Annotated in this window: 19 protein-coding genes; 5 read left to right on the plus strand and 14 right to left on the minus strand. The window is 50.2% G+C overall.

Annotated elements, in window-relative coordinates:
* Positions 1-28: 28 nt before the first annotated feature.
* Positions 29-1,930 carry a heavy metal translocating P-type ATPase gene (locus ACU52_RS03600; RefSeq protein ID WP_053397791.1) on the plus strand — a complete coding sequence of 634 codons (1,902 nt, stop codon included), beginning with the start codon at positions 29-31 and terminating at the stop codon, positions 1,928-1,930.
* A gap of 40 nt (positions 1,931-1,970) precedes the next feature.
* Positions 1,971-2,405: a Fur family transcriptional regulator gene (locus ACU52_RS03605; protein ID WP_053397792.1), complete on the plus strand. Its 435-nt coding sequence runs from the start codon at positions 1,971-1,973 to the stop codon at positions 2,403-2,405.
* Positions 2,406-2,508: 103 nt separating this feature from the next.
* On the opposite strand, the gene ACU52_RS03610 is transcribed toward ACU52_RS03605, so the two are convergent.
* From ACU52_RS03610 to dapB, 5 genes are all read right to left on the minus strand, one after another.
* Complete coding sequence (locus ACU52_RS03610; RefSeq protein ID WP_021856020.1) at positions 2,509-3,060, minus strand: DUF3332 domain-containing protein; 552 nt, start codon at positions 3,058-3,060, stop codon at positions 2,509-2,511.
* Between the two features lie 802 nt (positions 3,061-3,862).
* Entirely contained in the window at positions 3,863-4,516 is a 654-nt protein-coding gene (locus ACU52_RS03620) for a WbqC family protein (protein WP_053397794.1), read from the minus strand.
* A 141-nt stretch (positions 4,517-4,657) separates the two neighbouring features.
* The gene (gene lepB, locus ACU52_RS03625; RefSeq protein ID WP_053397795.1) at positions 4,658-5,362 is read right to left on the minus strand and encodes a signal peptidase I; all 705 of its coding nucleotides are present in this window, start codon (positions 5,360-5,362) and stop codon (positions 4,658-4,660) included.
* Positions 5,363-5,572: 210 nt separating this feature from the next.
* Positions 5,573-7,009 carry a signal peptidase I gene (gene lepB, locus ACU52_RS03630; protein WP_021856023.1) on the minus strand — a complete coding sequence of 479 codons (1,437 nt, stop codon included), beginning with the start codon at positions 7,007-7,009 and terminating at the stop codon, positions 5,573-5,575.
* Positions 7,010-7,229: 220 nt separating this feature from the next.
* Positions 7,230-7,985 carry a 4-hydroxy-tetrahydrodipicolinate reductase gene (dapB, locus tag ACU52_RS03635; protein WP_053397850.1) on the minus strand — a complete coding sequence of 252 codons (756 nt, stop codon included), beginning with the start codon at positions 7,983-7,985 and terminating at the stop codon, positions 7,230-7,232.
* Positions 7,986-8,538: 553 nt separating this feature from the next.
* Here dapB and ACU52_RS03640 point away from each other — a divergent pair.
* The 3 genes from ACU52_RS03640 to ACU52_RS03650 all read left to right on the plus strand — a co-directional run bounded on the left by ACU52_RS03640 (position 8,539) and on the right by ACU52_RS03650 (position 16,836).
* The gene (locus tag ACU52_RS03640; RefSeq protein WP_082335151.1) at positions 8,539-10,059 is read left to right on the plus strand and encodes a helix-turn-helix domain-containing protein; all 1,521 of its coding nucleotides are present in this window, start codon (positions 8,539-8,541) and stop codon (positions 10,057-10,059) included.
* A gap of 236 nt (positions 10,060-10,295) precedes the next feature.
* Positions 10,296-12,665, plus strand: coding sequence for a C10 family peptidase (locus ACU52_RS03645; protein ID WP_082335152.1), 2,370 nt, complete (start codon positions 10,296-10,298; stop codon positions 12,663-12,665).
* Between the two features lie 25 nt (positions 12,666-12,690).
* Entirely contained in the window at positions 12,691-16,836 is a 4,146-nt protein-coding gene (locus tag ACU52_RS03650; RefSeq protein ID WP_147630753.1) for a choice-of-anchor J domain-containing protein, read from the plus strand.
* A gap of 378 nt (positions 16,837-17,214) precedes the next feature.
* Here ACU52_RS03650 and ACU52_RS03655 read toward each other — a convergent pair whose 3' ends face one another.
* The 9 genes from ACU52_RS03655 to ACU52_RS03695 all read right to left on the minus strand — a co-directional run bounded on the left by ACU52_RS03655 (position 17,215) and on the right by ACU52_RS03695 (position 26,244).
* Entirely contained in the window at positions 17,215-17,598 is a 384-nt protein-coding gene (locus ACU52_RS03655; protein WP_394330567.1) for an L-rhamnose mutarotase, read from the minus strand.
* 129 nt (positions 17,599-17,727) lie between these two features.
* The gene (locus ACU52_RS03660; protein ID WP_053397800.1) at positions 17,728-18,453 is read right to left on the minus strand and encodes a tRNA threonylcarbamoyladenosine dehydratase; all 726 of its coding nucleotides are present in this window, start codon (positions 18,451-18,453) and stop codon (positions 17,728-17,730) included.
* 192 nt (positions 18,454-18,645) lie between these two features.
* A complete protein-coding gene (gene dusB, locus ACU52_RS03665) occupies positions 18,646-19,629 on the minus strand; it encodes a tRNA dihydrouridine synthase DusB (RefSeq protein WP_021856027.1) in 984 nt (327 codons plus the stop codon).
* 249 nt (positions 19,630-19,878) lie between these two features.
* Positions 19,879-21,009 carry a DNA-processing protein DprA gene (gene dprA / locus ACU52_RS03670; protein ID WP_053397801.1) on the minus strand — a complete coding sequence of 377 codons (1,131 nt, stop codon included), beginning with the start codon at positions 21,007-21,009 and terminating at the stop codon, positions 19,879-19,881.
* A 97-nt stretch (positions 21,010-21,106) separates the two neighbouring features.
* Positions 21,107-21,508, minus strand: coding sequence for an acyl-CoA thioesterase (locus ACU52_RS03675; protein ID WP_053397802.1), 402 nt, complete (start codon positions 21,506-21,508; stop codon positions 21,107-21,109).
* A gap of 340 nt (positions 21,509-21,848) precedes the next feature.
* Entirely contained in the window at positions 21,849-23,147 is a 1,299-nt protein-coding gene (locus tag ACU52_RS03680; RefSeq protein WP_053397803.1) for a DUF2851 family protein, read from the minus strand.
* A 179-nt stretch (positions 23,148-23,326) separates the two neighbouring features.
* A complete protein-coding gene (locus ACU52_RS03685) occupies positions 23,327-24,295 on the minus strand; it encodes a calycin-like domain-containing protein (RefSeq protein ID WP_053397804.1) in 969 nt (322 codons plus the stop codon).
* 24 nt (positions 24,296-24,319) lie between these two features.
* Positions 24,320-25,072, minus strand: a complete 753-nt coding sequence (locus ACU52_RS03690) for a porin family protein (protein ID WP_053397805.1) — start codon at positions 25,070-25,072, stop codon at positions 24,320-24,322.
* 2 nt (positions 25,073-25,074) lie between these two features.
* Positions 25,075-26,244 carry a PCMD domain-containing protein gene (locus tag ACU52_RS03695; protein ID WP_053397806.1) on the minus strand — a complete coding sequence of 390 codons (1,170 nt, stop codon included), beginning with the start codon at positions 26,242-26,244 and terminating at the stop codon, positions 25,075-25,077.
* Positions 26,245-26,320 lie beyond the last annotated feature (76 nt).

The following is a 26,320-nucleotide window of genomic DNA, read 5'->3' on the forward strand; positions in this document are numbered from 1 at the left end:
GTAAAAAGACAAACTAAAGACAAAGGACATGGTAACCAAGAAATTTCAGAAACCGATAATCTCCTTCTTCATGCTCATGGCCGGAATATGCTTCACCGAAGGAGGAGCCGTAATCTTCAACAACGGCATTGTGCGCCTGGCATGGTTCATCCTGGCGTTCCTGCCCGTAGGACTCGGCGTGATGCGCGAGGCATGGGAGTGCGCAATGAAGAAGGAAGTGTTCAGCGAGTTCATGCTCATGACAATAGCGTCGATAGGCGCCTTCATCATAGGCGAATATCCCGAGGCAGTGGCAGTGATGCTGTTCTACTGCGTGGGCGAGACACTTCAGGACATGGCCGTCGACAAGGCGCGCGACAACATACGCAGCCTGATGGAGTTTCACCCCAAGATGGCAGTCATAGTAAGGGGCAATCATAAGGTGGCCGACAAGCCCGAAAACGTCATTCCGGGCGAAATCATCGAGGTTAAGCCGGGCGAACGCGTGCCGCTCGACGGCATACTGACAAGCGGCGACGCTGCATTCAACACAGCTGCGCTTACCGGCGAGAGCATGCCCCGCACCATTGAGAACGGCCACGAAGTGCTTGCCGGCATGATAGCCACGGAGAGCGTGGCGCGGATAAAGGTTACACGGCCCGAGAGCGAGAGCGCCGTGGCACGCATACTGAAGATGGTCGAGGAGGCATCGGAGCGCAAGGCGCCTGCCGAACTCTTCATACGCAAATTTGCAAGGATATACACCCCTGCCGTAATAGCGCTGGCAGCACTCACCGTCATCGTGCCTTACATCTGGTCGGCAGCAGGCACCGGCTTCGTCTACGACTTCAGCACATGGTTCTACCGCGCACTGATATTCCTCGTTATATCGTGCCCCTGCGCCCTCGTCATAAGCATACCGCTGAGCTATTTCGCAGGCATCGGCGCGGCATCAAGGCACGGCATACTGTTCAAGGGCGGCAACTGGCTCGACGCCGTAACGCATATCGACACCGTGGTGTTCGACAAGACGGGCACGCTGACGCGCGGAGTGTTCTCCGTAACTAAGGTCTGCGGCAACGACACCGGCAAGCTGCTGGCCACCGTGGCGGCAATGGAGCGCAGCAGCAACCACCCCATTGCCAAGGCAATAACAGCCTATGCAGGCGACAGGACGGCAGAGGTGAGCGACGTGAAAGACCTGCCCGGCTACGGCATGACGGCCACGGCAGGCGGCGACAGATGGCTTGCCGGAACACTGAGGCTGCTCGACCGCGAGAACGTAAGCTATCCGGAGGAGCTGAAGAGCGTGCCCGAGACCATCGTGGCATGCGCCAAGAACGGCCGATATGAGGGCTACATACTACTTGCCGACACGCTTAAGGACGACGCGGCAGAGGCCGTCAGAAGGCTCAGAGAGTGCGGAATAAGCCGCATGGACATACTTTCGGGCGACAAACAGGCGCTCGTGGACAAGGTGGCAACCGAGACTAAGGTGGACAAGGGATATGGCGACCTGATGCCGGAGGGCAAGGTAAGGCATATAGAACAGCTGCAGCGCGAGGGCCGCAACGTGGCTTTCGTTGGCGACGGCATCAACGACGCGCCTGTGCTTGCACTGAGCAACGTGGGCATTGCCATGGGTGCGATGGGCTCAGACATGGCCGTCGAGACGGCAGACGTGGTCATCCAGACCGACCATCCGTCGAAGGTGGCTGAGGCGATAAGGGCCGGCAAGCGCACCGTAAGCGTGGTAAGGCAGAACATAGTGATGGCCATCGGCATAAAGGTGGCAGTGATGCTGCTCGGACTTGTGGGCATGGCAAACCTCTGGGGTGCTGTGTTTGCCGACGTGGGCGTGGCCCTGCTGGCCGTGCTCAACGCCACAAGGATATTCTTCGGCAGAGCGGCCGGAGAGCGCAGCGGCGCAAACAGAAATAATGGCCACTAAATTTTGCTTTTCGGACAAATAGAGTTATTTTTGCACCGAAATGGCATCTGAACAATACTATATAGACAAACTGAAGCACCGCGGCATAAAGCCGACGGCCACACGCCTGCTGATTCTGCGGGCGATGTTCAGGGGCGACGAGACGGTGTCGCTGCCGCAGCTCGAGAAACTGCTGCCGACGGTAGACAAGAGCACCATATCGCGCACTCTGTCGGTGTTTCTGATAAACCGCCTCATACATGTGGTGGACGACGGAAGCGGCAGCCTTAAATACAACGTATGCAGCGACGACTGCGACTGCGGAGTGGAAGACGAGCACACACACTTCTACTGCGAGAACTGCCAGCGCACGTTCTGCCTGAAGCGCATACACGTGCCCGTGGTGAGCCTGCCGGGCGGTTTCGTGCTCAACAGCATCAACTACGTGATAAAGGGCCTGTGTCCTGAATGTGCAGAGAAGCTCGGGCGCAAATAGGCCGAGGACATAACAACAGTTAAGGGCGGAAAGACCGCATGCCGCGCAGGCACGCATCTTTCCGCCCTTAATGCGTATTTACAGCGGCAGCGCCGCCCCGTTGTTATCTTGCAGCGAAGTAAACGCCCTCGTTGACAGCCATTCTTGCCTCATAAAGGCCCTGCTTGTCGAGCGTGACGTCCATGGTCTTGCCGCCCGGCAGATATATCTGCGCAGTGTCGTTGCCCTTCATCTTGAGCAGCACGGTTGTGGTTCCGTCTTTCTCAACGGCCCAAGTGTTGTCCTTCTCGTTATATGTAAAGTTCATCACATTGCCGTCGGCATCCTTTATCTCGTATCCGTCCTTGAGCGTGGTAACGGCATACAGCTTGCCGTCGCTGCCCATGATGCTCTCCGTCTTGCCTACATTCTCGGCCAGAGGATTTGAGCCTGACCAGAACTCGATGGTGTTAAGGACAAGCAAGTCGGCCGTTCCGCACAGCACGTAGGCGGGCGAAATGACGATGAAGATAAGTTCGTTGAGGAACTTGTTGCCCGTGGCATCCTTGTTCCAGTCGAGCACTTTGTTGAACAGGCCGAACGAACCTATGCAAGAACTCATGACCACTGAGGCGATCATGATAAGAAGAAAAGATTTTAATGTTTTGTTGTACATGGTTTTCTTAGTTTAAATGAATTAACAGGTTACAAATCTAATACAATAATTTAAAAAACGTGGATATGTAGTAATAAAAAATATGAAAAACCGAAAAATTAGTCATTTTAATCTACGAAAAATGTTCTTGCTGTATTTGTTTACAAAGGGTTTACACGCCGCACCGTGCGCAGCTGCACAGCCTCTCATGCCGTCTGCCGCCGCCATTCGGCACCGCTGCCCGGTGAGAATGTTTCTGAACGACGGGCGACATGCCGCCGACGGCTGACCGGCCAAGGCTGGCAGCGGGTTAAACTGTGTTAAAGCAACATGAGTCGCAAATCCGGTTAAGGCTCTCAGAACGGCCATGCCGGGCACGAAAGCGCGGTCAGAACGGAAAAACGGGCGTTTTTGTGCTAAATGCGTAACCACCTGACAGCATGCCATTTACGCCTTACGTTGCATCAGAAGCAATGCAGCTGCCGTGCAAAAGGTGGCCTTTCGTCATGCAAAAGACGGTCTTTTACACGCCAATATACGGCCAACTGCATGGCAAAAAGCAGTGAAACGGGGCGCAAAACATGGCAGATTTGGCCGTAAATGGCGGTGAAATGGGGAAAAAACGGCCATAAACGGCTGTGCGGAGGGTTATAAAACGGACAGCGGAATGTCTGTAACGGAAATTTATTTTGTAAAGAAACGCGAAAGCGCAAGAGTTAAAAAATCGAAAGCCGGCAGCGGTTCCGGGCGTGTTGGCACGATGAAACGGCAAGAAAATAGGCTCAATCAGGCCGCCGGACTGGGCCTCATTGAGCCGTTATGTCTACAGATAGAGCACGCTCTCGGTGCCCATGTTGAACAGCAGGTCGAGTATGCTGAGGTTAGGCTGAAAGCCGTGGCGCTGCTCATACACCTGATAATATCTCCTGGGAGCGAACATCGGGTCGGGCATGCTGTGCTTAGGGCGTATGGCGTCGCGGTAGTCGTCGATGCCCATGCCTTCGGCCTCGTCGCTGAACATGTAGCCCGCAGTAGGCTCCACATGAGGCTCTATGTCGATGAGTTCGCACATTTTGGCGCATATCTCAGCGTTGAAATCGTAAAGGAAGGTCCACTCCTTCTCAAAAAACGGCCTGATGTCGTCGGCATAATACTCAAAGAACGGCGACTCGCCGTAGGCGCTCATCAGCGCGTTCCAGTGTATGTGGCGCCAGTTGCCGTGGTTGCTTATGCGCACATCCTTCATGAGACACTTTGGCACCTGTCCCTGTTCATCGGGCCGTTGGCCGTCGGCGGTGCGCTCCACGGGCACCGTAAGAGCCTGCAGGCCGTTGGCGGTGGCTATCACGCAGCGGTTGCGGTAGGTCTGTTTGATGAAACTGTCGTAAGCCTCAACCCTGACTTTGTCGTATCGGTTGAGTTTCTGATACCATTGTACGGGGCCGAAATAGGCCGATGAAAGCAGTGCTTCTGACATGATATGGGGTGGATTTGTTGTTTCTTTAAATGTTTGCTGTTATCTTAATACGCCATTTCAACGCCTCAACGCGGCTGTCTGCCGTCATAAGAATGGCGGCCAAGAGCGCCGCAGACGGCTGAATTAAGCCCGGCAGTACAGTTATTTTGCGCCAAGAGGTCTGGGCTTTCTTATGAGCTGCATGTTGCGTCCGGGGCGCAGACACTCGTAGAACGGCAGCGAAGGGTCGACAGAATAGAGCAGCACCGACACCTTGCCGATGATGTGTGTCTCGGGAACAAAGCCGAAGAAGCGCGAGTCGTATGGTTCTGAGGGACGGCCCGAACTGAACCAGTAGTAGTCGTTGCCGAAGGCTGCGCAGCGTGTCTCTGCTCCGTCCACGATAAGGCGGCCGTCTGCAATCTCAGCGTTGCGCCCCTCGTATCTGTTATACAGAAAGCAGAGCAGGCGCATATTGCTTTCGCTCACCTTTACAATGTGGTCTCTGCCGGGCACCATCAGTCTGACGCCGTCGGCCATGACGGTGTCGCCGGGCACGCCAGTGCAATAGCAGGCGCTTACAGGAAGACTTGTGAATGGAACGGAAGAGTCGGCCGGACAGTTGAAGGCCACGAGGTCGCCGCGCTCAACGGGCGATGGCATCCAGCGCGTGTATCTGAAGTAAGGACCGCCGCCCGTGCGCAGGCCATAGCTCCACCTGTTTACCAACACGCGGTCGCCACTGACAAAGCAGGGTTCTAGCCCTGAGCCGCTGACCGTGTAAACGGTAAACACCAAAGCGCGGAAAGCCAACATCAACAAGATTGTGACTATCAACGCCATCACAAACTTGAGCGCACTTCTCATAGTCCTTAGGATTAAGAGTTATGAAGCAAGAGTGAAGAAGTAAGGCGCAGACCCGTCGGGCGGATGCTTGCCGGCCTCTCTTTACGGCCTTGTTATTTGCCTATTCGGCAGATGCCGTGGCGCGTCAAGACGCTGCCTGCGCCGTGCAAACGGGCCTTACGGCCGGCGCCCTACTTCCTTTCTCAGTTCAAAGTCCTTAATATATTGCTTTTACTTTATGTTATCAACAAAACGGAACAGGCGGCTCCAGCGCACCTTTGAGAATCCGCTGCGGTCGGGATCGCTGCTCCACCAGATGAAGATAGGCTTGCCCACGATGTGGTCTTCAGGCACAAAGCCCCAGTAACGCGAGTCGGCCGAGTTGTGGCGGTTGTCGCCCATCATCCAGTAATAGTCCATCTTGAACGTATACTTGTCTGTCTGCTTGCCGTTGATGTATATCTTTCCGTTCTTAACTTCAAGCTGATTGCCCTCATACACACGTATAGGACGCTCGTAAACGGCAATGTTCTTCATGTTGAGAGTTATGGTCTTGCCCTTCTGCGGAATCCATACCGGACCATAGTTGTCGCGTGTCCATCCCGTGTAAGCGTTCAGCGGATAGATGTCTCCCACGGTAGCCTCGGTGTTAAGGGCTATGCTTGCCACGAGGTCGCGGCGCTTTGCCAGTGCCGTTGCGGCCTTCTTGGTCAGCGGCATGTATCCGTTCTGGTTAAGACTCGTAAGGTCTTCCATGCTTATTCCCAGCTCGTGCATGAGGTCGTCGGGCAGCGGCTGGTTGAGCTTCACGTTGTATGTATACTGCACATTGTCGGGTTCCTTGTTGGGTTTGCCGTCGAGATACACTATGCGGTCCTTTATCTGGAGCGTCTGTCCGGGCAGACCCACGCAGCGCTTAACATAGTTTTCGCGGCGGTCAACGGGCCTTGAGATTATCGAACCGAACTCAGGATGGTTGTCGAGGATGTAGTTTCGTCCGATGTTATACACTCTGTTGTACCAGTCGCGCTGCTGCTGCGGAGTGAGTTTCGACATGTCTGGATGGTCCATTATCAGCTGACTGCCGTAAGAATAGCACATCTGATAGTAGTCGGCAGCCTGATACTGCGGGTTAGACACGAGCGTATCGCCTGCCGGATAGTTGAACACCACGATGTCGTTGAGTTCAACCTTGCCCAGGCCTTTTGCTCGGCGATAGTCCCACTGCGGCCATTCGATATACGACTTGCAGCCGAACACGGGCAGCGTGTGCTGTGTGAGCGGCATGGTGAGGGGCGTCTGCGGTATGCGCGGACCATAGCTTACCTTGCTCACGAAGAGGTAGTCGCCGGTGAGAAGCGACTTCTCGAGCGACGAAGAAGGTATGACATAGTTCTGGAAGAAGAACAGGTTGATGAAATAGACGGCCACGAGGGCGAACACCAAGGCATCTACCCACGACATGATGAAGCGCACGGGGCGCTCTGAGTCTTTCCACCACTGCCAGCGTATCTTCTTTGTTATGTAGACGTCGAAGATAAACGGAACGACGATAAGTCCGAGCCAGCTCTCAAGCCAGTAGAGGAAAATGAGATACAACAGGGTTACAACGGCAAACTTGGTCCATTGCACCTTCATATTAAGTTTTTTCTTTTCTTTGTCAATCATTGGTGTAAATATTTATTGTTTAGTAGTTAAAGGAGTTAAAAGTAGTTATCGCCGTACAAGTACGGCTTAGGAGTTAAAGTCATTACCCTTGAGGATTATTATTGGTATAAATAATCACATACACATTGCACACGTGCAAAAAGCCTTCAAGGCTAATGACTTTAACTACTTAGCAGGCACAGCCTGCGATAACTTCTTTAACTACTTTAACTCCTAAAGTTTAAAACTTAAACATATCACTTATCGTCAGCAGTCCGCTGTGCTGTGCCGTATATTCGGCTGCGAGCACTGCTCCCAGGGCAAAGCCCTTGCGCGAATGGGCATCGTGAGTGATGGTTATGCAGTCGGCCTCGCTGTCGTATGCAATGGTGTGTATGCCCGGCACCTCGCCGCGGCGCACCGAGTCGATGCGCAACTCGTTGTCGGCGCAGTCGGCAGAGCCTTCTATATGGCCGTCGGGAGCCGTCAGAGTGCCCTTCACCCAGCTGTCCTTGCGGTCGATATTGTCTATTATCTCCTCGGCAAGAGTTATTGCCGTGCCGCTCGGAGCGTCGAGCTTATGCACGTGGTGAGTCTCCTCCATTGTAACCGAATACTGCGGAAATCCGTTCATTATCTTTGCCAGATAGCGGTTGACGGCCGAGAATATGGCCACGCCTATACTGAAGTTAGAGGCCCAGAAGAGGGTCTGTCCGCCCTCGGCGCACATCTTTCTGACATCGTCGCCGTGGTCTTTCATCCATCCCGTAGAGCCCGACACCACCTTGACGTTGTGCGCAAAGGCCATAAGATAGTTGCCGTAGGCGGCAGTAGGATTGGTGAACTCGATGGCAACATCAGCCGAGGCAAAGGCCTCGCTGTCGAAGTCCTGCTGGTTGTCGATGTCGATTATACTTACAATTTGGTGGCCACGGCCAAGGGCTATCTGCTCAATCATCTTGCCCATCTTGCCATAGCCGATAAGAGCTATTTTCATAATTAAATCGCGATTTAAATCATCTGCAAAGATAACATAAGTCAGAGAGAAAACAAAATAAAAGAGTTTTTTTAATTCTGCATAACTTATTTTTATGCGCGCAACACGCTGCCACACCGCCACTTGCGCCGATATAAGTCCCCGGCACGGGCCTACGGACAAGGCCGAAACAGCAGCACAGGGCACGCAACGCCGGCGGCCGGCGGCCATAATGAAGGCAGAACGCACGCCAACGGCATCCGCCTTTGTAACACACTGTGGCTCAGCGCGTTGCAAAAGGCCGTCTTTTAGCTTCTAAAAGGTGGCCTTTCAGCGTGTAAAAGGGCACCTTTTGCAATGCAATATGCCGTCTTTTGGAAAATGCGGATGATTTACTTACTTTGCACATACACCATTCATGAAGCAAAAGCCGTCATCTCCATATACAGACGACATAAAGAAACAAGCAACGATACGCTGCCGCTCATCAAAGCACCACAATATCACTTATTAGAAATAATTGAACAGTTTTAGTAAATATCATATCTTTATTTTGTCAGATAATAAAAAATTTATGATATTTGCACATCAATATTTACTTACTCCGATGCTGCCCATAAAAAACATCTTAAATACCTCCATCCTGTTATTATGTCTTTATTTTGCCACACCAGCCACACAGGCATACAGCAAAGACAATACAGGCGCACTGTATAATAAAGCAAAGGCCGAATTCAACAAGAATGAATATAACAGCTCTCTGTCTGCCTTTCTGAAATACATACAGGCGCAAGAGCAGATGAAGAGTCATGACACCATACGCCTTACGGACGCATACTACAACGTAGGAGGTATTTATTCGCTGTATTCTGATTATGCACAAGCACTCGAAATTTACAAAAAAGGCTATTCTCTCAGCGTTGACGCAGGCAACTCTGAGATGCAATTCAAATTTCTGAATAACATGGTCGGAGCCAGTTGCGAAATAGGTGACATCAACTATGCAGAATACACCAACAACAAGATAAGACAGCTTAAAGGCATAAACCGCGGAAAGATAGCATACTTCTACTGTTTCAACAAGGGCTTTATTGCCGGCAACCGCAAAGACGACAGCACCAAAGCTTTGTGGATGAAAAAGGTATTAAACATCGTGGATAAATATAAGCTGCCGGAAGAAATGAAAATATATGCATATTCGGAAATATACCAATGTTACGAAAACAAAGGCAATTTAACCGAAGCTTTAGTATATCTTCATAAATACGACTCACTGGCTCATGTAACCAACCATGCCTTTCTTTATGTTGACTGCTACAAAGGGCTTATGCGCATATATACAAAGATGGGAGATAAAGAACGCGCCCTACACTACCAGAGTGAATATTTCAGATATGCCGACTCACTGCTTAATCTCAATGAATTTTCAAAGATTAAGACGAATTATCAGACCAACGAAAAGAAACGCACTACCAACACCATAAACAATCTGGAAAGAACCAATTCACAGCAGCAGGCAATGCTGCTGATGCTAGTCATGATTGTAGTCATCGCCGTGCTTGCCGTTGTTGTGGTATACCGACAGCGACAAAAGTTACACACAGCTAATGTGGAGCTGTTCAGACGCAACAGCGAACTGCTTGAAGCTGAACGCAGATACCGCATGAGCATGGAACGGAAAGAACATAAAACAACTTCAGACGGTGCGGAGGAACACGACGACAAGGCTGCCACGGCCACAGGACACGATGACCTTCTGCAGAAAATACTTTTGGTCATGGAAGACGAGGAGACATTCTGTAACCCGTACTTCAACCTGCAGACACTTGCAAGGATGACAGAGTCGAACACCAACTATGTATCACAGACCATAAACTCAACTTTCGGCAAGAACTTCCGCTCCTTTGTAAACGAATACCGCATAAAGGTTGCAATGAAGCGAATGATGGACAACGAACATTACGGCAACTACAGCATACAAGGAATATCCGAAAGCGTTGGCTACAAGTCAGCCTCTAACTTTATCGCAGCTTTCAAAAAAATGACCGGAATGACTCCTTCACTTTACCAGAAGATTTCAAAAAGCAGCATCTGAACATTCCGGAAATACATTTTCATTGCATTTTTCACATTCAGGCAACATGCCTGATACACATATCCGTTGAATCAACTTTCCAATAAAAGAAATTTGATTCAGCGTAAGAAAACGCCCATTTCATGGACTTTTACTTTCTAATTTAAGAATTAGAAATACTTGACTGTTACTTTTTAACCCACTTTTATTTCATTTTATCTATATTTGTGAGCGTGAAACCAATTAACAGTAACATTATGAAAACAATTACTCTTCTTCTTTTAAGTGCATTGTTTGCGCTGACATCCGCGGCCAAGGATGTAACGCAAGCTCAGGCACAGAAAATCGCGGAGAATTTCTTAAAGAGTCCGGCAGGACCCAACAGAATCGCCCCCTCAGTGCTGAAACCATTGAAGTTGGCTTACACAGCAGCAAACACAGATGGCAAAAAATGCTTTTATGTGTTTAACAATGACGCAGCAAACGGCTTCGTTATCGTGTCGGCCGACGACAGAGCCAGCACGATTCTAGGATACAGCGACACCGGAACATTTGACTATGACAAGCTTCCGGCACATATTAAAAACTGGTTTACCGGATACATTGACCAAATTACATATATAAGAAACAGCAAGACTACGGCCACAGCCGAAGAAAATAACATCCTGGACAAGGAAGTCAAGCCCCTGCTCGGCGACATACAATGGAATCAGGACTCTCCATACAACGACATGTGTCCCGTATACGACCTCAATTCGAGATGCGCAACTGGATGCGTGGCCACAGCCATGGCTCAGGTGATGTACTATCATAAGTGGCCTGAACAAGGCAAAGGCTCTCATACATATATGCCTTCTATACTCAACGGCGGCTCACTTACAGCCGATTTTGGCAGCACTTCGTATGCCTGGAACGACATGCTTCCCAAATACGACGACAGCAGCAGCGATGCAAGCCGCGAGGCTGTTGCACAGCTTATGCTGCATTGCGGTATCGCAGTAGACATGGAATACTCTATATCAAGCGGCGCAACCAGCGAATCGGTGCCGTTTGCACTCTACACATACTTCAATTATGACAAAGGCATTGCCTATCGTACACGCACAAACTACGGCTGTGCCGAATGGGACGACATCATAATCAACGAGATAGACAACGGCCGCCCGATAGTTGCCCTCGGCCGTTCTTCTGCCGGAGGACATGCTTTCGTGTTCGACGGATACGACCGCAACGGCCTCATTCACGTCAACTGGGGATGGGGAGGCATGAGCAACGGCTACTTCCGCACGTCAGCCCTTGAGCCGTCATCACAGGGAATTGGCGGTTCAACAGGAGGATTCAACTACGATCAATATATAATTACAGGTATACAGCGTCCTCAGGCCGACAGCGAGACAGACATCGAGCTGATATCTACCGAAGGCCTTGTAGCCTCTGAAGAAACCGTAGACAACGGCGCAACTCTCAATTTCAGGCTATGCGGAATGATTGCCAACGCAGGCTGGCAAGACGCAAACTACACCTACGGACTTATGCTGACAGATGCAACAGGAAACACTCTGAAGGTTATCGACACAGGTATGAACGTCCGTTTGCCCGTAGGCTATCAGATAGTAGGCCCGCAGTTTGACAACATCTCGCTCGGAACTCTCAATGACGGCACATACACTTTATACCCCGTATGCCGTGTACAGGGCGGCAAGGGCAACTGGGACCGCATCAGAAGCGAATACGTAGGCTATGCAAATTATATCTATGTAAACGTTGAGAACGGCAAGCAGCACTTCTCATATCCAAACTATTTTAACCTGGATGCAACCGACATGACTGTTCCTTCTGAAGTTTATTCGGGCATACCCGCTGAAGTTAAGGCCACAATAACAAACAACGGAGACGTTGACTATCTTGGAGAAGTAATGGTTTCTATTGTCGATAAAGACACCAAACGCAGTGTAACAGACGGCAATCCGTATAAAATCGACCTCAAACCGGGCGCAAGCATCGACCTTTCACTTGTATCTGCATACAATCTCAGTGAAGGAGTCTACAGTCTGACTATTGTAGATGACGACAACAGACGCATAGCTTCGTTCAGCGACATCACCGTAAAGCCCGCTCCGGCAGAAGCTGCCGTGGTTGAACCGGCATCACAGCTGTCATTCGCCGACAACACTTGTGTAGACCGTATGTCGATGGACATCACGGCAGAGGTAAAGTGCAGCGATGGCGTATTTGGCGGATGGCTATGTCTTTTCCTTTTCAACGAGAGCGGAGCGCTGCAGATGGGCAGCCTTGAGCCACAGTATCTGTTCCTGACAGAAGGCGAAACAAAGAGCGTTTCGTTCGGAGGTCAATTTGAAAATGGCGTTCCCGGCAAGACATACACAGCCTGCCTGATGCTTTACGACGGTAATACATACTCTTTCATGAGCCCTATCGAGATGTCTGTTTGTCAGTTTAAGCTTGATGCCACTACATCTGTCAACGGCATTGAGGCTGGCAGCAACGAACCTGTTACAATATATGACATCAACGGTGTAAGACTTCCAAACACAGATGTCAACTCTCTTCCCGAAGGCATTTATATTCTCCGACAGGGTAGCCGAACTGTAAAGATTGTAAAATAAATAAGGATTTAACAATATATCAGATATGAATAAAAACATATTATTTAAGTTTTTAGCCATTGCCGCGATGCTTTCACATACAGCATTTGCGGAGGCACAGATTTCTGAAAGAGCAGTCAACGACAACAGAAAGCCCGGACCTATAGAGCTCAAGCTTGTTCCGACAGAACCAAAAGTAGCCGGAAAGATGTCCAAGATACTTAAGACAGACCGAAAGAATGCGGCTGCAGATACTGATGCTTTTTACGGACGGACAATCTACGGAGCCTTAATAAACAGCACGGAGTGGGCCAACACTTCCATTACAGATGTTCCGTATGGATTGTATTCGTTTGAAATGAATGAGTCGCCTCAGACAACGGGATATATAACCAACTTCGGCTATAACTTCCTTACAGGCGCTTATTCTCACAATAGATTTGTAGGCATCACGGCAATGTCTATAATGGGCATGTTGAATGGCGCAAGATATATCACCATTGACACCGAGAATTGGACAGAGATGAAGAACATCGCCTATGGCACAGACAAGAAGAGCTATGGCTTGCTGTCGTCTGCGATGGCATATAATCCTATGGACAACAGGATATATTCATTTCAGTATAAAGATGACTTGAGCGGACTTGACTGGTGCGTATATAATCCTGACTATGACGAAATGGACAAGATAGCCTCTTTCCGAGGCCGATATAACGTTGTAACGCTTGCTGCCGTGCCCAGTGGAGAGATGTATTTCATCAACGGCTACGGTGATCTTTACAAGATAGACCGCAAGACTGCCCGGCCGTCATTGGTGGGATATACCGGCATTACGCCTATTCTATATGTACAGAACATGATGTACGACGGCCGCACTGGCATGTTCTTGTGGGCAGCACAGACATCTGACGGCAGCTCACTATATTCTGTTGACCCGGCAACGGCAGATACGAAGAAGATTCTCGACTTCAAGAACAACGAGCAGTTTGTGGCCCTGTGGTCTCTCGACAACGAAGCCCCGGACGGTGCTCCGGCACAGGCAAACGACTTGAAGATGACTTACGATAAGGACGGAGGACTTGAAGGAACAATATCGTTCGAGGTACCTACGACTACGTTTGACGGAAAACAGCTCGGCAATGCGGTGCTTTATGTGTGGCTCGACGGTGAGATTATCAAGACTGAAGAGGCACAAGCAGGCAGCAGAGTGTCGATACCGGTGTCGCTGACAGAGGGCAACCATTACGTTGCCGTTAACCTAAGCAATGACGAGGGCTTCTCTCCACTGGCATATGTCGACCAATACGCCGGTTATGACATACCTAAGACAGTAGGCAACTTAACGTTTACATACGACAAAGCCGAAGGTAAGAACACCATAAGCTGGACTGCCCCCGAAGGTGGCTTGAATGGCGGTTATGTCGATTATGACAATCTTACTTACACCATCGTGCGTATGCCGGACAGTGTAACTGTGGCCGATAATTACAAAGAAACATCCTTTACAGAAGACGAACCGCAGGACTTGCGCAACTATTCTTACAGAGTTTATGCCGTTAACAACGGGAAATCAGGCAACTACTCTGAATCAAACAAGATTATATGCGGCAATGCTTTCACTACACCTTATTCGCAGTCGTTTGCCGATGCGTCAGTATTTACAGAGTTTTTCACTGTCATTGACGCCAACGAAGACGGCAACACATGGCGTAGCGGATACAGCGGCGACGTGCGTATAGACTTAATATCTGAAACATCTAAAGGTGACGACTGGCTTATCACGCCTGCCATAAAGCTGGACGGAGGCGCAAGATATAGCTTTACTATGAACATGAAGACTTTTATGAATGGCTACCCTGAAGACTTCGAATTGTACGTCGGCACTAATCCTGAGGATATTTCCACATTTAAGCTGTTTAAAAAGGAAGAGGGACTGGAACTTTATGAAACTTATTCCGACTATAAAGCTGAATTTAATATTGATGCAGACGGTGACTATTATGTAGGCATACGCTATCTCAGCGACAAACAAAATAATGGTTCGCTAATGCTGATCAAGTCTGTGTCGGTCACAAAAATTGGTGCGACAAAGGCTCCGGCTCCTGTCAGCGAACTTAAGATTACTCCTGATGCTGACGATGCCATGGCTGCGACAATAAGCTTTGTAACACCTGACAAGAACCTTAATGATGAGCCGCTTTCAGCTATCAGCAAGGTGAATGTTTACAGAAACGGAAGCACAAGTCCGGTACATGTATTCGACTCTCCGGCTGTCAATACCGCGCTCAACTGGACAGACGCCACTGTCAGCAAGGTTGGCGTCAACACCTATTCTGTAGTTGCAGAGAATGAATATGGCGAAGGCGGCGTGGTTTCCGACTCTGCTTTTGTAGGAATATACACAGCACCATATCTTGAAAGCTTCGACACACGCGCTGCTTCTGAGCTATATAAATCTACTCTCGACGGAATCGACCTTGAGGCTAATCCTTATTACGGATGGACATATGACGAAAACAATAAGAAAATGACGTTTTATGCCTACCTCATGGACGACGAGACAAAGCTTGATGCATGGCTCTATACACCGATGTTCAAGCTTGATGCCAATTCTGTGTATGAGCTTGGCTATAATTCGAATATCATGTCTATGCAAGGAAGCGACATCACCTATAAGGTGTTTATGGGCACAGAGCAAGAGAAAGAAGCACAAAGCGAATATATTGGTGACATGACTTTAAACGAAGGATATATGCCGATAAAGGAGAGTCATAATATTATTACGACCGAAGGCGGCAAGTTCTGCTTCGGCTTCAACATTCAGGCTTCGGGCATGTATGCCTATCCTAATGCCGAGATAGACGATGTTTCGCTCACTTATCTCAAGTCGGCTTCATCTCCGTTCGAGTTCACCGACTTCAAGTCTGAGGCTTATGCCAATGGCGATCTGATGGCCGACATCTCGTTTAAGGCTCCCGCCGTTGACTATCACGGCAACAAACTTACAGAGAATCTTAAGGTTGAGATTTACCGAGGCCAGAGCCCCACGCCTGTTTTCAGTAAAGAAGGGGTTGTGCCCGGATCTGAGATTAAATGGACAGACACTCAGGCTCTGCACGGACAAAACACGTATATGCTTGTGGCTTCTAACTCTTACGGACGCAGCGAGGTGCTCTATGACACGCTGTTCGTAGGACGCGATGTGCCGATGGTGGTGTCAGACTATAGGGTGAAAGGCTCTGCCGACAACATGGATGCCATAATTTCATGGAACATTCCTGAAACCGGTGCAAACGGAGGAGTGATTGTTGCCGATGAGATTTCATTCAATGTCTACAAATATGATCCTACAGACAAGGTTCTTACACTTATCGAGAAAGGTGTCAAAGATAACTCATACGTGGTAGAAAACGAACCTTCAGACAAGCAGAAAACGGCTTATTACGCCGTGTCGGCAGTAAACACAGAGGGCGAAGGCCAGGCTCTTGTAGGAGAAGTGGTGCTCGGCAAGCTCTATGAGATGCCGTTCAAGGAGTCGTTTGCCAACAAGGAGCTGTCAACCGAGCCGTGGATGGTGGTTAACGGTCTGGATACATACATCACATGGGGCGTAACTAATCCGGACGGCGAGAGCTACAACGGAGCAACGCCACAGGACAACGACGGCGGAGTGGCCTATATGTACAACGGCAACCAGTATGAGACATTCACCGGAGCAGGCTTCGTTTCGCCGAAGATAGCCCTTGGCGACTGGAACTCTACACTGAAGTTCTGGGTTTACAACATCGCCACGGCATATCCAAACAACAAACCTATCATAATGGTTTATGTACGTGCCGACGACGGCGATATTGAGTTTGCAGGCGAATACGTAGTAGGCTCTGACACAGAAGAGGGCTGGAAACAGTATGAAGTCAAGCTCGACAAGTTTGCCGGAGCATCTCACATAAGTTTCGTATTCTACGGATTTACCGGAGGTTATCAGGATGTCATCTATCTCGACAACATCGAGATGGAAAGGGGCACAGCCTCTGGCATCAGCGATATCGGTGCTGACGGAAAAGCCGTCAAGGACATTAAATACTATGATGTGTCAGGACGTGAAACCAACGGTATGGTCAAAGGTATTAACATACGCGTGGTGACATATACAGACGGAAGCACATCTACACAGAAAGTCATGGTCAAATAGCCGCAATATTCTACATTGCAGCATGCAGGCCCTGGTCTGGCAGATGTATGTATATAATCATAAATTCTGCATATCTGCCGTCTTGTCTGACAGAAATGAATATTTGTTAATAACAGACTGACTATCAGTACACTTGCAAAAGGCCATCTTTTAGCTTCTAAAAGGTGGTCTTTCAGCGTGTAAAAGGGCACCTTTTGCAATGCGATATGCCGTCTTTTGGAAAACAGAAGGTAACGAGGCTTACCGCTTACGGCATGATAAGGGACTGCGGCAGGGCTAAGGACAAGGAGCGGCCGCAAGGCTTTGTGATAAAAGAACAAGCCCTGACGCTTCTGAAATGGCGTCAGGGCTTGTTTCATCAGGCATCAGTCGGATGCGTTATTCGTAAAGATAGAACATGCGCTCCATCATCTGCCACTTCTGGTCTGACGTGGCGTCGGCGGCGCAATTCTGAAACATTGCCACATGCTCTTCCCATTCCTGCTGTCGCGGCAGCGTGGCAAGGCGCGCCATCGCACTGTCCCAGTCGAAGTCTAACGGTGCGTCGACAATCATAAACAGGCGGTTGCCGAGGATGTAAATCTCCATTTCCAATATGCCTACGGCCTTTATTCCTTCCTTAATCTCGTCCCAGAAGTGCTCTTTGTCGTGAGCCTCGCGATAGCGGCGGATAAGCTCCGCGTCGTCCTTCAGCTCCATTGTCTGACAGTAACGCTTTACGGGCACGCCGAATTCTTTTGTCTTATAGCCTTCCATAGTTATATTTTTAATTCATAATTAATAATTCACAATTCATAATTGGGTTGGTTAATTGTCCCCAAAAATTATGTATTAATTAATAATTGGGCTAATTTTCTTAATTCTTAATTTTTACTTTTTAATTTTTAATTATTACTCCCTGTCTTCCCCTTTTGCTTCTTTGAATACGTCATTGATGATTTGGCTTGCCAGGGTGAAGCCGAATATGCCGGTTATGTGGAGCATTGAGCCGTTGGCGCGCGCCTCGTCTGACGTGCCCTGATTGGGCAGAAGCTCGTCGCTATATACGCATCTGAACTTGCGTGCAGGCTTGTCGCCCTGACGTTTGAACTCCTGACGCAGCTTGCGGGCAAGCGGACAGCCCTCCACTTTCCAGAATTCTGTAACCTTGATGCGCGACGGGTCGAGCTTGCGCGCTGCCCCCATAGACGACAGCAGGGTGGCTTTTGAGCGGCATGCCGTGCGTATCAGCAGCATTTTGTCGGCTATGCTGTCTATCGCGTCGACAACATAGTCGTAGTCGTTTAGATTAAAATCTGTCGCCGTATCGGCACTGAACGCCATAAAACGCGCGTCAACCTCAGCCTCGGGACTGATGTCGAGCAGTCTGTCGCGCAGCACTTCCACCTTCGGCTTGCCCACGGTCGACGTGGTGGCCATGAGCTGCCGGTTGATGTTCGACGGACACACGCGGTCGGGGTCTACAATGGTTATATGTCTTACGCCCGAGCGCACCAGTGCCTCAACGCACCAGCTGCCTACGCCGCCCACGCCAAACACAATGACGCGCGTTGCGCACAGCCTTTCAGTGGCATCGTCGCCAAGCAGCAGTCGGGTTCTTGATAAATCGCTGTTCATAAAATTCTATCACACGATTAATTCATAATTGGCTAATGCCGAACTTCGTTTCACAATTTATAATTCATAATTTGGCAGGCTCTATGCCCTCTTATTATTATGCATTAGACTTTAAATCTCAATTAAAAGGGCTATCTTCAGCCGTGTTTTCAGCTGCCAAATGATGTTTCCTTAATCCTTAATTCTTACGTCTTAATTACCCAGTCTCTTTCTGCAATCTTCGAGGATGGCCATCAGTTCGTCAACTGTCGAGGCGCGGAGCATGGCTATACGCGTCTGACGGAAGTCGGGAATGCCCTTGAATATGGGGGTGGCGGCGAGATGACGGCGCGTGTGCAATATGCCGCGATACTCGTCTATGCGCTCCACATTGATGCGCAACTGCTCCTCGAGGATGTCCAGCTTGCGGTTGAAGTCGAGTTCAGGATCGGGCTCCTTGCCGTTAAGATAGTCGCGAATCTCCTTGAAAATCCACGGATGACCGAACGTTGCGCGGCCTATCATCACCGCGTCTACGCCGTAACGCTCAAACGCCTGCCTGGCTTCTTCGGGCGTAGTGATGTCGCCGTTGCCTATTATGGGGATGTGTATGCGCGGATTACGCTTCACCTCGCCTATCAGAGTCCAGTCTGCCTGACCTGTGTACATCTGCGCCCTTGTGCGTCCGTGTATCGTCAGAGCCTGTATTCCGCAGTCCTGAAGCTGCTCGGCAAGTTCGGTTATTATTAGGTTGTCGCTGTTCCATCCGAGCCTTGTCTTCACCGTTACGGGCACTTTCACCGCCTTGACCACCTCGCGTGTTATGTCGAGCAGCAGCGGAATGTTCTGCAGCATGCCTGCTCCGGCGCCCTTGCCTGCCACCTTCTTGACAGGACAACCGAAGTTGATGTCTATCAGGTCGGGGCCGGCCTCCTCTACAATCTTTGCCGCCTCCACCATCTGCGGCACGTCGCGGCCATAAATCTGGATGCCCACGGGCCTCTCGTCGTCGCTTATTGTGAGCTTGTTCATGGTGCTCTTTACCGAACGCACCAGTGCTTCTGCGCTGACAAACTCGGTGTATACCATAGCCGCTCCGTAGCGTTTGCACAGCCGGCGGAATCCTATGTCGGTTACATCTTCCATCGGCGCCAGCAGCAAAGGCCGGTCGCCAAACTGTATGTTGCCTATTTTCATTGCGTGTAGGGTTGATGGTTTGGTCTTAAGTAGTTATCGCTCACGCGGTGAGCTAGTAGTTAAAGGAGTTATCGCCGGCTGTGCCGGCTAGGAGTTAAAGCCGAATGTCCTGCTGGTGTTTGTGGGACTTATGGGACATAATGGGACTTATGCCGGGATAAGCCACAAGACATTTGACTTTAACTACTAGCTCACCGCGTGAGCGATAACTACTTTAACTCCTTTAACTACCTGACGTTTTTTCTATTTTCAGTTATTAATTAAATGATAAACTCCTCCTGCCATGCACCTCACCATGCCTTTCATCTCGAGCGTGAACAGGGTGGCGGCGAGGCGGCTGACGGGGATGCCGGAGGTCAGGGTCAGACTGTTTACCTGCTGGTCGTTCTCCTTCTGCAGGGCATCAGCCACGGCCTGCTCGTCGGCTGTAAGCTCGGGAAAGAGCGTACGCTCTATGCCGTTGCGGCGAGCCTGCTCCAGACGGGCGTCGGTCTGCCATCCCATGGCGTTTATAAAGTCGGCGGCGCCGCATATAAGGCCCGCCTTATTGTCGCGTATAAGGTTGTTGCAGCCTTCAGAATACATGTCGCCCGTGCGGCCGGGAAAGGCAAACACGTCGCGGCTGTAGCCGTTGGCAATGCGCGCCGTTACAAGTCCGCCGCCGTGAGAGGCACTCTCTATCAGCACCGTGGCGTCGGACATGCCTGCCACGATGCGGTTGCGGCGCAGAAAGTTGAGCTTGTCGGCATTGGTGTTTGAGAAGAACTCGGTGAGCAGTCCGCCCTGGGTGAGCATCTTGTCGGCCGTGTCGCGGTGGCGTGGCGGATAGAGATAGTCTAATCCGTGAGCCAGTACGGCCACTGTGTCGAGTCCATTTGCCAGAGCCTCGCGGTGCGCGCATATGTCCACTCCGTATGCCAGTCCGCTTACAATGAGCACGTCGGGGCACATCGCAGACAAGTCTTTAACAAAGCTGTGTATGCAGTCCTGCCCGTAGGCGGTGCAGTGGCGTGTGCCGACGATGTTGATTACGCGCATGCGGTTGAGCCTTGCCGTGCCCTTATAGAACAGCACGAGCGGTGCGTCGATGCACTCCTTCAGCCGCTGCGGATAGTCTTCGCTGCCCATGCACAATATGCTTATGCCGTTACGTGCCGCAAACTCAATCTCGCTCTCTGCCCTCGCCTCTGCCTCAGCCGTGTCGGCCAGCGCCTCGGCAGTGCGCTTGTTGCAGTCGGGCATCAGGTCGCATATGTTGCGGCGGTTGTCCATTATGGCCGTAGCGCTGCCCGTCTTGCGCCACAATGCGGTTATCTCGGCAGAATTAAAATAGCTGATTCTGCTGAGCGTAAGCATGTTTAATATCTCTTGTTCGTGCATGGCAGGGATGGTTTTTGAGGATGGGAGGGACGGGATTTATGGGGCTTATGGGAGTGATGTGGGGGCTGAAGGCGCATGCGCCTGTGGCCGCTGCAGTCTAAAGCCAGCGGCTGAAAGCCTCGTCATATTCCTTGCTGTTGGCCAGTTTGCCGTTCACCAGGCATACAAGGTCTATCACGCCCTTGAAGCATATCTTGTTGTCAGAGGCGCGGTAGATGTCCTGATAGAACACATATCGCAAGCCTTCCTTCTTGAGGTTGAGGCATGATATAAACTCGTCGTCGCATCTCAGCGGCGTCTTATACTGCAGGTTCATGCGGGCCACGACGGCGTCGACGCCCTTGCGGTGCATCTCGGCGAAGCTTAGTCCGCACTCTTTCAGAAAGAGGTGGCGCGTGTGCTCGGTGTAGTGCAGATAGTTTGCGTTGTTCACAATGCCTTCGATGTCGCACTCATAGTCGCGAACCATCATTCGTGTGGTGAATATATATTCCATAATGGATGCAAAGATAAGGCTTTTTCCGTATTATTTTCTGTTTTTTTGTGCTAAAAGATTTGTTTTGTCTTCGCGGCAGTTTCTTAGTCAGGTTTATGCCCTTGTGATATGGGGCATGACGGGGCGTTTTCTGAAAGGTGGCCTTTTGGCTTGCGAAAGGGCACCTTTTACACGATGAAATGGCACCTTTTGGAGCCTAAAACATGGCCTTTTAGGAAGCCGTTTGTATCATGTTGATAATCAAGAGGTTACAAATGGCCGTAAAATCGGCATCAATCCGGCTTCTGATATGCCGTTTTATATGGCACGGATTGCGATAAAAAGGCACATTTCTGTTGTCCTGTCAGCGCTTTGTCTTCAGATATTCGTATCCTATACGGCACCTCAGGCAGTCCTTCTTGTCGCAGTATTCCTTCTTCAGTTGTATCAGCGCCTGACTGTCTCCGGCGTTTTCGGCCTTCAGTCCGCACTGCTCCCACAGCCTTACTATATGGTTGTTTTCTGCCCGCAGCTCACTGAGCAGACTGAACGCACGGCTGCACAGCGTGTCGTCGTGGCGGTGGCGGCCGTAGGCAAAGAGCATGGGCACGGCGGTGTTGATTATGAGCAGGTTGAGCGATGAGTCAGAGATGCTCTTGCGGTTCTTCACGCTCGTGCTGCCGAAGGTGTAGTGAGTCTCCCAGTAAGGCGTAACCCTGGTGCGCAGCAGGTCTTTAAGCTGCTCAACCGATGTACACTCGGCAAGGCGGCTCAGGTCGCTTTGGCGCGAATGATATAGCTGTGCCAGCTGCGATATGCGTATGTGGGGAAAGTTCTGAGGCCTCATTCTGAGAAATTTCCACATGCCGGCGTCAATGGGAGTGAGCCCGAACTTATGTGCCATATACTGATATTCCTTGCGCAGACGGTCGAAATAGCCCTCCTTCATGGCGTCGTCGCGGTAAGGTTCGGGTATGGTGTCATATTCCAGCAGACCTGCCTGTCCCATGAATATTGCCTCAATCTGGAACAGGTCGTCGCGGTGATGCGCCACGCTCTGCAGCGGAATGCTCATTGCCCACGCCTCAAAGGCGTCGCCGTTGACGCCGAATCCGTAGTTGCGCGCCATCGTTACGAAGAGCGCCGACTCCCACGAGCCTCCGCATCTGTCTGCCCTCTGCCTTATGGCGTCGGTCTTCTGCTCCAGCCGTTCGGCCTGCAGGCGGCTCATCCAGCTGTGAACCGTGAGCCGGCTTAGCTGCGGTATGATGGCGTAGCACGGCGGATAATGGTCGGTGGTGATAAGTTCGTCATAGTTGCGGCTAACCTCCTGCGGCACGTCGAGCCTTATCTGCGCCACCTTGCGGCCGTCGGATGTTATGATGTCAGGCCCCGTTTCGGCAGCCACATGCAGCACAACGTTGTCATAGGCCTTGTCTTTGTCGTGTCCGTGCGCATACCAGTCGGATGCCTTGTCGTGTATCTCGATGTTTCCAACCCACATAGTGCCGCCAATTCTGACCTTCGCGTTGAAGAAGTCGGGCCCCGCGTTGGTGTTGGGCAGACCTGCATCTATCACTTCAACGCTCTCGCCCGTGGTTGTCAGGAGCGGTCTGGCAGGAAACATCTTGTGCTTCCATACATAATGAAGAAGCTTTTCCATAAGCGTGTTTTTATATAGTATATCAGTCGGTTGCAGGCCTTTGTCAGGCCCTGTGGCGCGTTTCTGCGCAATACAAAGATACGAAAAAATCCCGTACAAGATGTTTCCTGTACGGGATTTTTTATCTTTAAGCGCCATAAGTCTGCGCCTTCAGCGGCACAGATGCTCGCTGCGCGTCATTATTTCTTGATAACCTTAACGGTTGTTCCGTCGGCCTTCTTCAGGATGTTGAGACCCTTCTTCATGCCGTTCAGCTTGTTTCCGTTGATGTCATATACAGCTTCAACGCCGCTGTTGGTTACAGGAGCGCTGATGCCTGCTGACTCATAACCGAACTTAACATTGATATCCATGTCCATAACACCTGGAATTGAATACAGAATATTGATGTCGGCTTTCAGCTTGTCGTCAGTCATATCAGCTGTCATGTCAACGTCTACAGGTACGCCTTCAAGTGCCCAGTTAACCTCAGGATCGTCACCGTCCTTGATAGTTACGGTCTGCTTGGTGCTGAGTTTAACAACTCCGTCTTCCTCAACGGCGTCAACGTCTGTCATTTCAACAGTACCTACAGCCATAACTCCTGTAAGTTCGAAGTTCTTCAGGGCAAGAGTGTATTTGCCGTTTGACTGCTTTGTAACTTCGATTGTAGCCTGCTGAGCCGGCATTGTGCTGCCCATAGCTGTAACAACGAGGTTGTCTGTATAGCTCTTAGTCTGGCTTTCGGGTGTTCCGAACACAGCAGAGATATTCATTCCGACAGCAGATATTGTCATTGTCATGTAGAGTTTGTCGCCATGCATGTAGCTGCCTTCGTTGACAGTAACCTCAGCTGTAACAGGGACTCCTATGTTTACTTTTACAGAAGCCTTTGTCTCTTCAAACCATGTGTATCCGCTTGGCTCCTCATCGTTGCCCTTTACGTTCTCAACCTTGATGTCGCCGAGGTTCAACGGACCGAAAGAGAAGTTCTTCAGAGTGATGTTGTAGAGTCCGTCAGAGCCTTCTACTTCCTCAACAGATATTGTTGATTCAGATATTGTAGGTTCGCCGCTGCCCAGAGAGATTGAAAGCTGGTCGGTAAAATCCTTAGCTCCTGCTGTAAGAGTGAGTGCGAGGAGCGCAATAATAGTAAAAATTTTCTTCATCTTTTTCCTTGTTTTGTTATTATGTTACTTTATTTTATATGAAACACCTATTGTTCCGTAAATCGGGTAAAGCGTCTGTTCGATTGTGTCGAAGTGCTTTCTGAATATTCCGGTGAATCCCCATGAGACGTCGGCAAAGGCTCCCCACTGCTTGTGGAAGTACCATTCGGCGCCGAGCATCATGCCAAGCTGCCATGAGCGCATGTCGTCGCTGAAGTCGTAAGTGCCGCGGCTGCCCTCGTCAGAGCCAAGCTCCACCTTTGCTCCGGTGGGGTCGCCGACACGCAGGTAGCCGTCGTAGGCATATCCGCGGAAGGAGTGCGACCTGACGTAAGACAGATAGGGACCGAGCTTCAGGTGCAGGTTGCTGTTAAGGGCGTAGGTTGCCTGCAGCGGAAGCGTGAGCATCCACATCTCCACCTCGGAAGCGTTGTGGCCGGTAAACTGGCCCTCTAGCCTCTGTCCTCCCCTCACGATGGCCATGTGATAGTTCTTGACGGTGGCGTCGATGTTCATTCCCTTGTTCTCAAGATGCAGTCCGGTGGTGAGTCCCCACTTGTCTGACAGGGGCTTGTATATGCCCAGTCCGAGCGAGAAGTTGGGCTCGAGCTTGTAGCTGTCGAGGCTTCTTATCGTCGCCGGCATGCCCATGGGGGCTGTGCCTCCCACGCTGTAGCCGAAGCGCAGGTTGTAAACAAGATTGTCGAATATGCCTGCTCCGAAGGCCGCAGAGGCCGTAAATGCGGTCAGGACTAATGTGATAAACGTTTTCTTCATGACTATTCGGTTGTTTCTTCGCAGACCACTTCAACTTCGTCAACTATAAGCGTGCTGCCTAATGCACCCTTAAATGACGCTCCCTCGATACTTGATGTGAATACCACACTTAGGTTATATCCATGGTCAGCAAGTAGTTGCTTGTCTATCTCCGAACGATATTCAAAGTCAACATCAAACGATGTCCACTCTTGTGTATCTTTAACTTCCGGCACGCGGGCAATTGCTACAATATAAGGACTTGTCAACACATCGTCGCCATGGAGCGTTATGGCCTTATTATTGTTGTCATGATTTCTGTATATTACAGCATATATATCGCCTTTGTCATAGGTTCCCGGTATCGGTTTCCTTTTTCCGTCAACGCATTCGCCGCCAGATTTATATTTATACCATCCTGTCAGCTTTAACGGAACTTTATCAAATGTGCGCCCGAAACTTGTTGCCTGCAATGCACCGTCAGTTCCACTGAGTGCCTTACTTGCATCAAATTCTCCTATATAGAGATTTCCTGCAGCTATACCCATATTGACCATTGAGCCGAAACTGCCGGTGCTCATCGTCTCAAGTTTAACACCCTTTCCCTTATATCCATCGGTTATTGGTGAGGAGGGATAGTTTTCCGGCGGTATTGAGCCGCCAATAAACTGTGCACTTAAATTAAATCCGGGGTTTCCTGTTGCCCAATTGCCCATCCAGCCGCCAGACTTTGAAAGGTCGCTCCATTCATAGAACTGACCGCCGGCACTGCCGTCTACAAGCCTTATGTTCTCAAAATCAAACTTGTTTGGCGATTCCGTAAGCCTAAATGACACGTTGTAAACACGGCTCCAATTACCGTCTTCAGACGTAACCTTATAAGTTACTTCCTTTTCGTCGCTGAAATCGTGCACCGAACCGCTTGCCGGCTCAATCTTTGCGCCTTCGGTTATATGAAATATCGGCGCCATTGCAGATACATCTGCGCCCTCTTTAATTTCAAAAACGATGTTATTCGCATCTGAAAGCACGTTTACCAGCGTGTCGCTGGGCGCGAAGAATATGTCTGAAGGATTGTCTGTGTGTACGTATGCCTGCTCGATGTCGCATTCAGCGTTGAGCGGCTCGTCCTTAAAGCAGGATGTCAACGAGCTGCATACGGCGATTGTCAGAAGTATATTGGTGAACTTCATTTATGATACGGGTATGATTTAATATCTTGCAAAGATATTCCAAAAATCAATGTACGCCAAATTATTTTAACAAAAA

It is taken from the genome of Xylanibacter rarus, from assembly GCF_001275135.1.
GTDB lineage: Bacteria > Bacteroidota > Bacteroidia > Bacteroidales > Bacteroidaceae > Prevotella > Prevotella rara.

Bases quoted from the DNA above. Each gene is read 5' to 3' on its own strand.
- ACU52_RS03605 (WP_053397792.1), top strand. From the start codon at position 1,971: ATGGCATCTGAACAATACTATATAGACAAACTGAAGCACCGCGGCATA.
- ACU52_RS03680 (WP_053397803.1), bottom strand. From the start codon at position 23,147: ATGGAAAAGCTTCTTCATTATGTATGGAAGCACAAGATGTTTCCTGCC.
- ACU52_RS03610 (WP_021856020.1), bottom strand. From the start codon at position 3,060: ATGTACAACAAAACATTAAAATCTTTTCTTCTTATCATGATCGCCTCA.
- ACU52_RS03600 (WP_053397791.1), top strand. From the start codon at position 29: ATGGTAACCAAGAAATTTCAGAAACCGATAATCTCCTTCTTCATGCTC.
- ACU52_RS03620 (WP_053397794.1), bottom strand. From the start codon at position 4,516: ATGTCAGAAGCACTGCTTTCATCGGCCTATTTCGGCCCCGTACAATGG.
- ACU52_RS03690 (WP_053397805.1), bottom strand. From the start codon at position 25,072: ATGAAGAAAACGTTTATCACATTAGTCCTGACCGCATTTACGGCCTCT.
- ACU52_RS03650 (WP_147630753.1), top strand. From the start codon at position 12,691: ATGAATAAAAACATATTATTTAAGTTTTTAGCCATTGCCGCGATGCTT.
- ACU52_RS03645 (WP_082335152.1), top strand. From the start codon at position 10,296: ATGAAAACAATTACTCTTCTTCTTTTAAGTGCATTGTTTGCGCTGACA.
- dapB (WP_053397850.1), bottom strand. From the start codon at position 7,985: ATGAAAATAGCTCTTATCGGCTATGGCAAGATGGGCAAGATGATTGAG.
- ACU52_RS03660 (WP_053397800.1), bottom strand. From the start codon at position 18,453: ATGAACAGCGATTTATCAAGAACCCGACTGCTGCTTGGCGACGATGCC.
- dprA (WP_053397801.1), bottom strand. From the start codon at position 21,009: ATGCACGAACAAGAGATATTAAACATGCTTACGCTCAGCAGAATCAGC.
- ACU52_RS03695 (WP_053397806.1), bottom strand. From the start codon at position 26,244: ATGAAGTTCACCAATATACTTCTGACAATCGCCGTATGCAGCTCGTTG.
- lepB (WP_021856023.1), bottom strand. From the start codon at position 7,009: ATGATTGACAAAGAAAAGAAAAAACTTAATATGAAGGTGCAATGGACC.
- dusB (WP_021856027.1), bottom strand. From the start codon at position 19,629: ATGAAAATAGGCAACATACAGTTTGGCGACCGGCCTTTGCTGCTGGCG.
- lepB (WP_053397795.1), bottom strand. From the start codon at position 5,362: ATGAGAAGTGCGCTCAAGTTTGTGATGGCGTTGATAGTCACAATCTTG.
- ACU52_RS03640 (WP_082335151.1), top strand. From the start codon at position 8,539: ATGATATTTGCACATCAATATTTACTTACTCCGATGCTGCCCATAAAA.
- ACU52_RS03685 (WP_053397804.1), bottom strand. From the start codon at position 24,295: ATGAAGAAAATTTTTACTATTATTGCGCTCCTCGCACTCACTCTTACA.